Consider the following 12,501-nt stretch of genomic DNA (forward strand, 5'->3'; position numbering starts at 1 on the left):
CTCGGGGAGACCACCATGCCTCGATGCGCCACGCCCGGTTCCGCCGTGCCTGGCTCCGACGACGGGATTCACCGATGCATCTCGTCATAGCCATCGTCGAGACCCCGGGGCACCACGCTGACCGCGAGGACGTCCGGCGGCGCCTGTTCGAAGGCGTCGCCGGCACGGACCTGCTGGAGCACGCGTACCTGGACACCCGGCCGGGCCGCATCGCCTGCTCCCTGTACGTGCGCGCGGGCAGCAGGGACCAGGCGCGGCAGCTGGCCGACCAGCTCGTCCGGCGCACCGTGGCCACGCTGCCCGGCGTGGAGAGCTGGTGGCTGAACCTGTACTGAGCCGGCTGTGTCAGGCCCCGTCCGAGCCGGTGATCCAGCCGCGCTCGGCGGCCAGCACCCCGGCCTGGAACCGGCTCTGCGCACCGAGCCGCTGGAGCAGCTCCGCGGTGCCCCGGCGGATGGTGCGCACCGACACCCCGAGCCGGCGCGCCATCGCCTCGTCGGTGTATCCGGCCGCCAGCAGCCGCAGCACGTGCTTCTCCTGCGCCGACAGCTCGGTGCTGTCGCTGCTCTTGGACGTGCCGACCGGTGTGGACATCTCCCAGACGAAGAAGAACAGCGAGACCAGGGCCTCGACCAGGCCCGCCCCGGTGAGCACCACCGCGCCCGCCCCGCTGCGGTCGTTGTCGATCGGCACCACCGCGCACTCGCGGTCGACGATGAGCATGCGCACCGGCAGCACCGGTATGGTGCGCACCTCGCTGCCCATCTCCTGCAGCCACAGCGCGTACGCCGTGGTGCGGGCGTCGTTGTACATGCTGTCGAGGTAGACCGTGCGCATCCGCACCCCCCGGCACATCGCCTGCTCGTCCAGCAGTCGGCTGGCGCGCAGGCTCTCGGCCGACTGCGCCCCGCCCGGCATGAACGACAGCGCCTCGGTCCGGCAGGAGCGGGCCAGCGACTCCAGCCGCTCGCGGATCGCCTCCATGCCGATGAGCCGCTCGACCGCGGGGTCGTTGCTGTTGGCCTTGATCTCGGCGTGGTTGATGAGCAGGTTCGCCACCGCCGCCCGGCTGCGCGCGATCTCGTGGTTGCGCTGGGCGAGCTTGGCCTGCTCGCGTTCCAGCAGCGCGGCCAGGCCGAGTTCCGGGCTGACCGCGCGGAATTCGGGCGGCTCCTCCCAGCGCATCCGCACCAGTTCGAGCCGGACCAGCTCGTCCAGGGTCGCCCGCACCGTGTCCTGGTCGACGCCGAGCTCGGCGGCGATCTCCCTCACCCCTATGTCGGGCAACCGCAACAGCGCGAGATAGACCGACTGCATCAGGTCAGTGATACCCAGCGGTTCGAGCACGATTCCCCCATGGAACGCCGAAGTGACACGCATGGACGATCGCGCATATTACCGGACGTGACTGACCCATTGCATCTAAACCAAACCATCCAAATAGGTCGGTATTGGCCGATGGCAGGTAGCTGCCAAAATGAGAAATCTCCATTATCTATTGGCGACCTCCCGCCACCGGCGGCGCCGGTTCCACGCGGCGCGACCAGCACTGTCGAAGAAAACCGATGGTCAGCGGTGTTCACGCATGCGACGGCCGCGCACCATTCGGTACGCGGCCGTCCCAGCTATCAAGACCAATTATTCGCATGGATGATGGTCCGGTCATCCCATGCTTTCGGAACGGCGTCGGATGCCCGTTCTATCGCAAGGACGACAGCCCGGTATGACAACCCGCCGGCCGCCCGTCGGCGTCACACCGGCCGCCTCCGGCGGCGCGTCACCGCAGCAGCCACAACAGCGCCTCGCGCAGGATCGTGATGCAGTTGGTGGTCAGCACCGACTCGACGTGGAACTGGAAGCTGTAGAACCTCTCCGACCGCAGCGCGATCACCCGGCCGTCGGCCTCCGCCGCGACCTCGACCCCGGCCGGGACCTCCGCCGGAGCACCGGCGAAGAACGTGTTGTAGAAGCCGACCGGCTCGCTGCGCCCGAACAGATCCACCGTCTCCTGGACGCCCTGCATCGGCGGATCCACCGCCGCCACCGCCATGCCCAGCGAGCGCGACAGGATCTGGTGGCCCAGGCACACCGCCAGGAACGGGATGCCGCGGGCGAGCAGCTGCCCGGTCAGCTCGTGCAGCCGGGCGATCTTCGGCATGGCCAGGTCGTTGGGGTCGCCGGGGCCGGGCCCGACCAGCACGAGGTCGTATCCGTCCAGCGCGATCTCGGGGTCGCGGTAGTCGGACATCGTCACCTTCATGCCGAGGTGCTCCAGCGTGTGCTTGAGCATCTCGGTGAACTGGTCCTCGTTGTCGATGATCAGCACGGTCCGGCCGATGAGCTGCGGTGAGGCGTAGCGGTCGTCGGTCTGCCGGTCGGTCCAGAACCGCGACAGGTACTTGTTGCGCAGCTGGAGCACGTCGGTGACGAACGGGTCGACGTACTGGTGCAGGAACCGGCCGGGCGACTGCGCGCCCGTGATGGCGGTCAGCATGCCCTCGGCCTTGGCCCGGACCTCGCGGGTCTCCTTCCACGGCACCGAGTCGCGCACGATGCTGGCGCCCGAGCGGATCACCGCGTGGCCGCTGCGCTCGACCTCCATGGTGCGGATGGTGATCGCGCTGTCGAGCCACTCCTCGCCGTCGTCCTCGCGGCCGGTGATGAGCAGGGCCGAGGAGTAGTAGCGGCGCGACTCCGACTCGTGCCGGTGGATCACCCGGGCGGCGTTCTCCAGCGGGCTGCCGATCATCGTGGCGGCGAACATCGACTCGCGGAACGCGTCGATCGGGGCCATCGTCGACGTCCCCTCCAGCACATACTCCGTGTGGACGAGCGCGCTCATCTCCTTGAGGTACGGCCCGTGCACCACGCCGCCCTCGCGGCAGATGCGCGACATCATCTTCAGTTCCTCGTCGACGACCTGGAACAGCTCGTTGATCTCCTTGGGGTCGGCCAGGAACTGCACCAGGTCGGCCCGGGAGTGCAGCGCCGAACGCGGCAGCGTGCCGCAGATCGGGTTCATGGTGACGGTGCCGTGCCGGTAGGTCAGGTGCCGCTCCGGCGAGGACCCGATGAAGTAGCGCTCGCCGTCGAAGAAGCAGAACGTCAGGTAGGCGCCGAACTCGTTGCGGGCCAGCCGCGCGAAGATCGCGTGGGCCACGTCCGGGCCGAAGTCGGTGATGTCGATGTCGCAGCGGCGCGACAGCAGGAAGTTGGAGCCCTCGCCCCGGCAGATCTCCTGGTCGATGACCCGCTGGACGACCGCCTCGAACTCCGCGTCGTCCGGGGTGTAGACCGGCTCGCCGCCGATGCGCACCGGCGTGTCGGCGTCGGCGAAGGAGGCCAGGTCGACGTCGCGGTGCTCGGTGGGCACGAGCGAGATGATCGGCTCGTCGCCGTCGTGGCAGACGTAGCCGCGCTCGCGCAGCTGGGTGTAGGGGACCATGCTGATCACCGGCAGGCCGGTCGACCGCGGGACGTCGGCGAGCTGCCTGGTGCGCAGGATCGAGCCGGTCGTATACGACACGGTCCCCTGGTTGTGGACCAGGCAGTAGGGATGCGCGAAGTCGAACGTCATGGCCGGCCACCTAGCTGACGGGAAAAGTCGGTTCCTTGCTCGAATTTCCAGTCTAGGGCACCTCACCGTGGCCCCCGGATCACCCGTCCCACCCCCCGAAACACACATTCACGATCTCAGATTGATTATCACCCACCACCTCGTCAGCTGATCGAACACACCCCAATTCACCCCTTCCCGCTATTCGGGATATCACCCGCCGCCGCCCCGGGCCGCACGCGGGTCTCGTGCAGATTCGGGGAAAGTGCGCGAATGGGGGCCGGGAATCGTGCAGTTTCCCCGAAACTGCCGCCACACCCATCCCGCCCCGTCCCGCGAGCAGGCACGACGGCATCGCTTGACGTCTATTGACGCCCCGTTTGCGCGGAGCGTATCGTGAGAGCGCTCTCATGAACGCAAGATGTCGCCAGCGTTTCACCGCCGCTTCGAACCGGAGTGGCGGCGCGAACGCGGGCGGCCGCGTGCGCGCAGTGAGAGAGCGCTCTCGCATCGGCCCGTGCGAGCAGCGGCACCGGCTCCCCCCGTACGCCCGCGTCCCGCTCGGCCGGGCACCGCCCCGCACCGCCGTCCCTTTCCGGAATGTGAGGCTCGCACGACATGCGTACCCGACACCTACTCGGCACCCTCGCCGCCCTGGCCCTGGCCGTGCCCGCGGCCGCCGTCACGGCGACGCCCGCCGCCGCGATCGGGCCCAACCCGCTCCCGGTCACCGTCACCAACAACACCGGCCGCGGCGACGCGACCTTCCTGTACGTCCTCGGCGTCAACCTGTCCACCGGCCGCCTCGGCTACGTGAACTCGGCCGGCACCTTCACCGCCTGGAGCGGCGGCCAGCTCCCGCCCTCCCCCGCCCCCGACGTCTCCATCGCCGGACCGGGCAACGGCGGCAGCACGACCATCCGGTTCCCGCGCGGCTTCTCCGGCCGGGTCTACTTCTCCTTCGGCGAGAAGCTGAAGTTCTTCCTGACCCCGGACGGGCTGGTCCAGCCGGCGCCGTGGGCCTCGGGCGACCCGAACTACAACATCCTGTTCGACTGGAGCGAGTTCACCTACAACGACGCCGGGCTGTGGCTCAACAGCTCGCAGGTGGACATGTTCGCCATCCCGCACGCGGTGACCGTCACCGGCGCGACCGGGGTCACCAAGCGCACCGGCGACGTGGTCAGCGACGGCCGCAACAAGACCATCAACTCGATCAAGGCGCAGTCCGGGTGGGCCAACACGGTCTACACCCGCTCCGACGGCACCGTGCTGCGGGCCCTGTCCCCGGGCAAGGCGGCCGGGGCCGGGCTGTTCAGCGCCACGTACCTGGACTCCTACATCACCTCGGCTTGGAACGCGTACGCGTCCAAGACGCTGACGGTGGTGCCGTTCGCCGACCAGCCCAACACCAAGTACTTCGGGCGCACCAGCGGCAACGTCATGAACTTCACCAACTCCTCCGGCGCGCAGGTGGCCTCGTTCAACAAGCCCAGCAGCGCCAACGTGTGGGGCTGCGACGGCAACCTGGCCGCCCCGAACGACCAGGTCGTCGGCCCGATCTCGCGCACGCTGTGCGCGGCGCTGAACCGGGGCACGCTGGGCACGGTCGACACCCAGCCGAGCACCAACGCGGCGCAGTTCTACCAGAACAGCCCCACCAACCAGTACGCGAAGATCATCCATGCGAACATGGTCGACGGTAAGGCGTACGCGTTCGCGTTCGACGACGTGGGCGCGTTCGAGTCGCTGGTCAACGACGGCGACCCGCGTTCGGCGAGCATCATCCTCAGCCCGTTCGGCGCGGGTGGCGGCGGTGGCGGCGGCATCCCGTCGAACACCTGGAACACCGTCATCAGCAAGAACAGCGGCAAGTGCGTCGACGCGCGCTCGTCGGGCACCGCCAACGGCACCGCCATCCAGCAGTACACCTGCAACAACAGCTACGCCCAGCAGTACCAGTTCCAGCCGACCGACAGCGGCTACGTGCGGATCAACAACCGCAACAACTCCGCACAGGTGCTGGACGTGACCGGCGTGTCCACCGCCGACGGCGCCTTGATCAACCTGTGGAGCTATGTCGGCGGCGGCAACCAGCAGTGGCTGCCGGTCGACGAGGGCGGCGGCTACTACCACTTCGTGGCCCGCCACAGCGGCAAGTGCCTGGACGTCCCCGCGGCGTCCACGGCCGACAGCGTGCAGTTGCAGCAGTACACCTGCAACGGCACCGCGGCGCAGTCGTTCCGCCTGGCCGCGCAGCCCTGACCTGCGCGACCGCAGGCCGCCCCACCTGGGCTGAGGTGGGGCGGCCTTCTCGTATCAGGGCAGCAGCCGCCGGAGCACCGGGGCCAGGGCGTCCGGGAGCACCGGCGCGTTGCCGTCGGCGGGCGGCGGCGGGGTCAGCGGGCTGGGCTGGACGCTCGGCTTGGGCTGGGCGCTGGGCTTGGGCTTGGTGCTGGACTTGGGCTGGGCGCTCGGCTTGGGCTGGGGCGGCGGCGAGTTGCCGAACACGACCTTCTGGTTGCCGGGCTTGCTGAACTGGACGCTCGGCTTGTCCTGCATGGCCCACTTCATGGCGTACTGCACGGCCGGGTTGACCACCCGGTGCGACATCTTGTGGTTGACCTGGGCCCAGTCCGGGTCGGTGAAGAAGCCGGAGATGGCCAGCTGCTTGGTGGTGATCGTCAGGGTCACCGACTTGGAGTTGTCGGTGGTGCCGGTCTTGCCCGCGATGTACTTGCCGATGATCTCCTTGGAGTCGCGGGCGGTGGTGCCGTTGCAGCGGCCGTACAGCGACTGGTCGCCGATGGGGCACCGGGCCGCGTCGATGGCGGCCCGCGCCACGTCGACCGGCAGGTTCTGGGTGCACCGCGGGTCGGCGGCGTCGATCTTCTCGCCCCGGCTGTTGTAGACCGCGTCGACCGGGATCGGCTCGCAGTACAGGCCGTCGGCGGCCAGCGTCGCGAACGCGTTGGCGATCTGGAGCGGGGTATGGTCGGAGGCGCCGAGGGTGAACGGGCCCCACAGCTCGGCGTGCTGCGACCAGTAGTAGTCGTCGACGTCGACGTTCGGGTTGTCGTGGAAGGTCAAGCCCATCCGCTGGGCGGTGTCGATCACCTTCGTACCGCCGACCCGCTCGAACAGCGGCACGAAGTACGTGTTGACCGAGTTGCCGAACCCGGTCCACATGTTCATCGCGCCCCAGGACTTGCCGCCGGAGTTGGTCGGGCACCAGCGCCCGCCGCAGCTCGGGCTGCCGGTGATCCGGGTGTGGGACACGTACGGCGCGGTCGTGTTGATGGTGTACGACAGCGGGAACCCGTTCTCCAGCGCCGAGGTCAGCGTGAAGATCTTCATCACCGAGCCGGGCTGGTAGCCGCCCAGGTCCGCGCTACCGGTGATGAGCGGGTTGGTGGTGTTCGGGTAGCTGCCCCGGATGCCCCGCCGGGCCAGCACCGGGTTGGACGCGAGGCCGTTGGTCGGCTTGATCTTGCTGTCCAGCCGGAAGTTGCGGTTGACCGCCAGCCCGCGCACCTTGCCGGTGCCGGGCTCCACCCCGGCCAGCATCACCGCGTCGGACTTGTACGCCCAGCGGCCCTTGTCCAGGTCCGGGTTCTTGGTCAGGGCCCGGTCGATGCTGCGGTCCATCGCGCTCTGGGTGACCGGGTCGAGCGAGGTGACGATGCGGTAGCCGCCCGAGCGCAGCGCCCGCTCCCGGTCGAAGGTGGTGGCGCCGAAGACCTCCTGCTGCACCCACCAGCGCTGGAAGAAGTCGCAGAAGAAGCCCCACTTGATGTTCGTGGTCTGCACGCAGCCGTTCGGGGTGAACTTGCCGTCGACCTTCAGCGGCTCGGCCTTGGCCGCGGCCGCCTGCGCGTCCGTGATGACCTTCGTCTGCGCCATCTCGTCCAGCACGTAGTTGCGCCGGTCGACGGCCAGCTCCTCGCCCTTGTGCGTGATGGCGTCGAAGTCGCCGGGGAACTTGACCAGCGCGGCCACGAACGCCGCCTCGGGCAGCGTCAGGTCCCGCGGCTCCTTGTCGAAGTAGACCTGCGCTGCGGCGTAGATGCCGTAGGCCCGGTTGCCGAAGTAGGCGGTGTTGAGATAGCCCTCCAGGATCTCGTCCTTGGTCAGCCGCTGCTCGATGGCGAGCGCGTACCGCATCTCGCGGATCTTGCGCTGGGGCGTGTCCTCGGTGGCGTCCACCACCTCCTGCGGGGTGTCGGCCGCGTACGAGATGGACAGGCGGACGAACTGCATGGTCAGCGTGGAGGCGCCCTGCTGGACCTCGCCGGCCTGCTTGTTCGCGATGAACGCGCGCGCGATGCCCTTGAGGTCGACGCCGTCGTGCTTGTAGAACGCCTGGTCCTCGGCGGCCAGGATCGCCTGCCGCACGACCAGCGGGATCTCCGACATCGGCACGTCGCGCCGGTTCTCGTCGTAGATGCTGGCCAGCAGGGTCTTGCCGTCGGCGGCGTACAGGTAGCTGATCTGGGGCGAACGCTTGACGATCAGGTCGTCGGGCAGCCGGCCGAGGGCGTGGCCGCCGATCTCCGCGGCGTAGCCGGACAGGGCGGCGGCCGGGAACACCGCGGCAGCCACCACCACTCCGGCGAGCAGGCCGCAGATCAGTAGGTAGGCGAGGTTGACCAGGACGTCTACGGGGCGCTTACGCATTGGGGTCACCGCCTGGGTCTGGTGGACGGATCCCAGCGTGGCTTGCCGCGACAACCCCCGTGACGGGTCGCACGACGCGCGTACTGAGCAGCGAGATCTCCGCTGTGACAAGGATCTCAGGTGCGCGCCATTTGTCCAAGATGTATCTGTAATGATCACGTCCCCGCACGTCACGTGCCATCGGTGATCGACATACGTGACAGAACGGGACCCACTGGGCGGGTGGGGCGTCGATGCGACGCCCCACCCGCCGTCGGCGTCAGAGCACCGAGGGGCGGATCACCACATCGGCGAGTTTGACGTACGCGATGCGCTGTCCGAACTGGATCTGCACATATTTGTCCGTTCCGCGGATCACGGTGCCGTCACCGGGCGCCGACCAGTCGAACGTGGCCGCGCGGTAGTACTCCGAGGTCAGCACCGGTCCGGCCGCGTAGCGCTGCCCGGCCGCGAAGGTGTACTGCGAGAACGGGCTGACCGCCTGCACGGGCACCCCGGCCGGGTAGGCCGCCGCCTCCGGGTAGGCCCGGCCGTACACCGGCGTGCTGGCCAGGCCCGGCTTGAGCTCGACCACGAAGCCGATGTTCCAGCGCGGCCCGGCGTCGGCGTTGCGGAACCAGGCCTTCTGGCCCAGGTACCAGATCGCGGTCCAGTCGCCGGAGCGCTCGGCCACCGCGAACGTCTGCCCGGCCGAGGCGCGGGCGCAGTGGTCGCTGACGACCATGGTGCTGGCCTTGGTGCCGCACCGGCCGGGGTCGCGCACCAGCGGCGCGGTCAGGTCCGGGGCGGTCCGCAGGATCACCGCGGAGCTGGGGCGCAGCGGGCACGGGTTGCTCGCCGCGCCGGTGCAGCCGGTGAAGGCGGGCTGGTTGGTGGCGTAGTCCGGGTTCAGGGTGACCAGGCCCGCGTGGCCGGCCAGCACGTCCGGCAGGCCCCGGAACGGCGCCTTCATCAGGTCGAAGTAGTGCGACCAGTCCCAGTACGGGCCCGGGTCCCAGTGCATCCCGGCGACGGTCGAGCTGGTGGTGCCGGGGACGTTGTCGTGGCCGATGATGTGCTGGCGGTCCAGCGGGATGCCCAGGCGCAGCGCCAGGTGGCGCACCAGCTTGGCCGAGGTCCGGTACAGCGACTCGGTGTACCAGCTGCCCTGGGCGGCGAAGCCCTCGTGCTCCAGGCCGATGGACTTGGCGTTGACGTACCAGTTGCCCGCGTGCCAGCCGACGTCCTTGGCCTTGACGTGCTGGGCGATGTGGCCGTCGACCGAGCGCAGCGAGTAGTGCCAGGCCAGGTAGGTCGGGTCGTTGACCAGCTTCAGGGTGGTGGCCCAGCTCGCCTCGGTGTCGTGGATGACGATGTACTCGATGCGCTGCGACTGCGGGCGGTTGCCCAGGTCGTGGTTGCCGTAGTCGCCGCTGCCCGGCCCGTACTTCGCGTACGGCGCGGGCAGCCACTCGCAGGAGACGTCGATCGGGCACTCGATGCCGTCGGGCCGCTCCAGCCGCGGCAGGTGCAGCCGCGACAGCCAGCCGTGGTCCGCCACGACGCTGCGGGCGCCCAGAGTCAGCGCGGCACCGTCGTCGGTGGTGCGGGCGGCGCCCTCGGCGATGGTGGTGTACACCTCGTCGGCGAACGCGGCTGCGGCGGCCTCGTTGTCGGCGCCGGAGTAGCGGGCGACGGCGCCGTACCAGGCGGCGGGGTCGCTGGCGGCGCCGGCCGGCGCCTGAAGCTGCTGCTGGTACGAGGCCAGCAGCGCCGCGCCGCCGCGGATGTTGGCGGTCGCGTCGGTGCGCAGCGCGGCCTCGTCCAGCCCGGTCAGGTCCGCCGCGGCGGCCAGCGTACGCAGCGACTCGCTGCTGGGAGCGGGCGCTTCCGTCGGGTGGCCGACGGGCATGGGGCGGCTGTCGTCGCCCCGGCCGTCCTCGGGCGCCTCGTCCTGCGCCGGCACGGGCAGGGCGGCGACGTAGTCGACGTCGGTCAGGTGCATCGGGCCGAAGCCGCCGGAGGTGCTGGGCTCACCGGTGTTGACGTCCCAGCGCGACTCCAGATAGGAGACGCCCAGCAGGATGTCCACCGGTACGCCGAACTCGTCGGCGGCGGCCTGGTAGGTGGCCTGGCGGTTCTCCGGGGCTGGTTCGGCACCGGCCGGCATGGGGACCGCGGCGGTGCCGAGGGCGAGCCCGGCGGTCGTGAGCAGCGCCAATCGGCGCAGGGGGAATCGGGGTGCCACGCATGACTCCTTGTCGATGTGCGATGCGTGTCACCCTTCTCCCGATTCCCCGACCGGTCAATACTTTCCCCCAACCTTCACCGTACAAAATTTTCCTTCACAGCCCACTGATCCGTCCCGCCCGCCGCCGGAGGGTGCAGTTTCGGGGAAACTGCACGAATGCGGGCCAAGATTCATGCACTTTCCCCGAAACTGCATGATCCCCACCGCCCGAGCGGCGTGGCCCCGGCGGAACGGCACGGTCCGGACTAGATCGGGGCGCGGCGAGGGCGGGGCGGGGCGCTTGATCGGCCAAGTTGCCGGGCAATCGGGCGTATTCGAGGGCTCGATTCCCCCGATTGCCCGGCAACTTGGCCGAGGTTTTTCTCGTCGGGGTGTCCGGTCGGGGGTCGGGGGTTCGTCAGGATGGCAAGTGGAACGCACAGAAGGAGTTCATGCCGTGAAGTACATGATGTTCGTCTGCACCGATGGCGAGCCTGACACCGACGCCGCGCCGGAGCCCGACATCGACCAGTGGGTGGCCGAGAACGACACCGCCGGGCGGCGGCTGCGCGGCCACGTGCTCGCGCCGCTGTCGACGGCGACGACCGTGCGGGTGCGCCACGGGCAGCTGCTGGTCTCCGACGGCCCGTTCGCCGAGACCAAGGAGATCATCGTCGGGTTCGACCTGCTGGAGTGCGCCGATCTGGACGAGGCGATCGAGGTGGCCCGCACCCACCCGATGGCCCGGGGCGGCCGGATCGAGTTGCGGCCGTTCGCCGACTTCGAGCAGTGAGCAGTTCCGCGTATCGGGGGGCCGCGACGGCTTCGGCCGTCGCGGCCGCGGCGGCGGAGTCATACCCCCGCATCGTCGCGACCCTGATCCGGCTGACGGGAGACTGGACGCTGGCCGAGGACTGCGCGCAGGACGCGCTGGCGCAGGCGGTGCAGCGGTGGGGCGACGGCGTGCCGGACAACCCGGGCGGCTGGCTGATGACGGTGGCCCGCAACCGGGCCCTGGACGTGCTGCGCCGGGCCGCCGTCGAGCGGCGCAAGCTGCACGACCTGGCCGTCCTGGCCCGCACCGAGCCCGAGGCGGACCCGGCCGACGGCGGCGAGGTCGTCGACGACCGGCTGCGGCTGATCTTCACCTGCTGCCACCCGGCGCTGCCGCCGGAGGCGCGGGTGGCGCTGACCCTGCGGACCATCTGCGGGGTGCCGACCGCCGACATCGCGCGGGCGTTCCTGAGCACCGAGTCGGCGATGACCCGGCGGCTGACCAGGGCGAAGACGAAGATCGCACAGGCGGGCATCCCGTATCGGGTGCCGGAGGGCGCGGCGCTGGCCGAGCGCCTGCCGGGCGTGCTCGCGGTGCTGTACCTGCTGTTCACGCACGGGTACAACCCCGACGGCGAACCCGCGTTCGCGCAGGAGGCGATCCGGCTGGCCCGGCTGCTGGCCCAGCTGATGCCCGACCAGCCCGAGGTGCGGGCGCTGCTGGCGCTGTTCCTGCTCCAGCACTCGCGCCGAGCGGCGCGGCGCGACGGGCAGGGGCGGCTGGTGACGCTGGACCGGCAGGACCGCTCGCGGTGGGACCGGCCCGCGATCGTGGAGGGGCTGGCGCTGCTGGAGGGGGTGCCGGGCGACGGGCCGTACGCGGTGCAGGCCCGGATCGCGGCCTGCCACGCCGCCGCCCCGACGCCCGCCGCGACCGACTGGACGCGGATCGCGGGCTGCTACGACGAGCTGATGCGCCGCGAGCCGAGCCCGGTGATCGAGCTGAACCGGGCGGTCGCGCACGGGCACGCCCACGGTCCGGCGGCCGGGTTGGCGCTGCTGGCGCGGGCGCGGGCGGGCGGGGCACTGGACGACTACCCGCACACGATCGCGGTCGAGGCGCACCTCACCGCCCGTAATGGTGATCATGGACGGGCGGCGGAGCTGTTCCAGCGGGCGGCCGCGGCCGCGCACAGCGAGCCGGAGCGGCAGGCGCTGCTGGAGCGGGCCGAGGACGAGCTGCGGGATTCCCGTCCTGGCCTGTGATTCAGATGACCGTTCAACT

The 12,501-nt window shown here is 70.1% G+C and carries 8 protein-coding genes; 4 read left to right on the forward strand and 4 right to left on the reverse strand.

Translation table 11 applies throughout. The annotated features are described in order from the left end of the window. The first annotated feature begins 74 nt into the window (after positions 1 to 74). A complete protein-coding gene (locus Cs7R123_RS30775; protein WP_212831659.1) occupies positions 75 to 335 on the forward strand; it encodes a hypothetical protein in 261 nt (86 codons plus the stop codon). A 10-nt stretch (positions 336 to 345) separates the two neighbouring features. Here the strand turns inward: Cs7R123_RS30775 and Cs7R123_RS30780 are convergent, their stop codons facing one another. Beyond that, positions 346 to 1,380 (reverse strand): TrmB family transcriptional regulator, encoded by a 1,035-nt coding sequence (locus Cs7R123_RS30780; protein ID WP_280517338.1) that lies wholly within the window; start codon positions 1,378 to 1,380, stop codon positions 346 to 348. A 397-nt stretch (positions 1,381 to 1,777) separates the two neighbouring features. Next, positions 1,778 to 3,577, reverse strand: a complete 1,800-nt coding sequence (locus Cs7R123_RS30785; RefSeq protein WP_212831663.1) for an anthranilate synthase family protein — start codon at positions 3,575 to 3,577, stop codon at positions 1,778 to 1,780. Between the two features lie 597 nt (positions 3,578 to 4,174). Between Cs7R123_RS30785 and Cs7R123_RS30790 the strand changes: the two genes are divergently transcribed. Further along, positions 4,175 to 5,821, forward strand: coding sequence for a beta-1,3-glucanase family protein (locus Cs7R123_RS30790; RefSeq protein WP_212831664.1), 1,647 nt, complete (start codon positions 4,175 to 4,177; stop codon positions 5,819 to 5,821). 54 nt (positions 5,822 to 5,875) lie between these two features. On the opposite strand, the gene Cs7R123_RS30795 is transcribed toward Cs7R123_RS30790, so the two are convergent. Together Cs7R123_RS30795 and Cs7R123_RS30800 are read right to left on the reverse strand one after the other, a co-directional pair. Next, positions 5,876 to 8,233, reverse strand: coding sequence for a transglycosylase domain-containing protein (locus Cs7R123_RS30795; protein ID WP_212831667.1), 2,358 nt, complete (start codon positions 8,231 to 8,233; stop codon positions 5,876 to 5,878). Positions 8,234 to 8,492: 259 nt separating this feature from the next. After that, complete coding sequence (locus Cs7R123_RS30800; protein WP_244872248.1) at positions 8,493 to 10,460, reverse strand: N-acetylmuramoyl-L-alanine amidase; 1,968 nt, start codon at positions 10,458 to 10,460, stop codon at positions 8,493 to 8,495. 439 nt (positions 10,461 to 10,899) lie between these two features. Between Cs7R123_RS30800 and Cs7R123_RS30805 the strand changes: the two genes are divergently transcribed. Further along, on the forward strand, positions 10,900 to 11,235 hold the full coding sequence (locus Cs7R123_RS30805) for a YciI family protein (protein WP_212831669.1): 336 nt from the start codon (positions 10,900 to 10,902) through the stop codon (positions 11,233 to 11,235). Further along, positions 11,232 to 12,482, forward strand: coding sequence for an RNA polymerase sigma factor (locus tag Cs7R123_RS30810; protein ID WP_212831671.1), 1,251 nt, complete (start codon positions 11,232 to 11,234; stop codon positions 12,480 to 12,482). Before Cs7R123_RS30805 ends, Cs7R123_RS30810 begins: the two co-directional genes overlap by 4 nt. Positions 12,483 to 12,501 lie beyond the last annotated feature (19 nt).

Source organism: Catellatospora sp. TT07R-123, assembly GCF_018327705.1.
In the GTDB taxonomy this organism is placed as follows: domain Bacteria; phylum Actinomycetota; class Actinomycetes; order Mycobacteriales; family Micromonosporaceae; genus Catellatospora.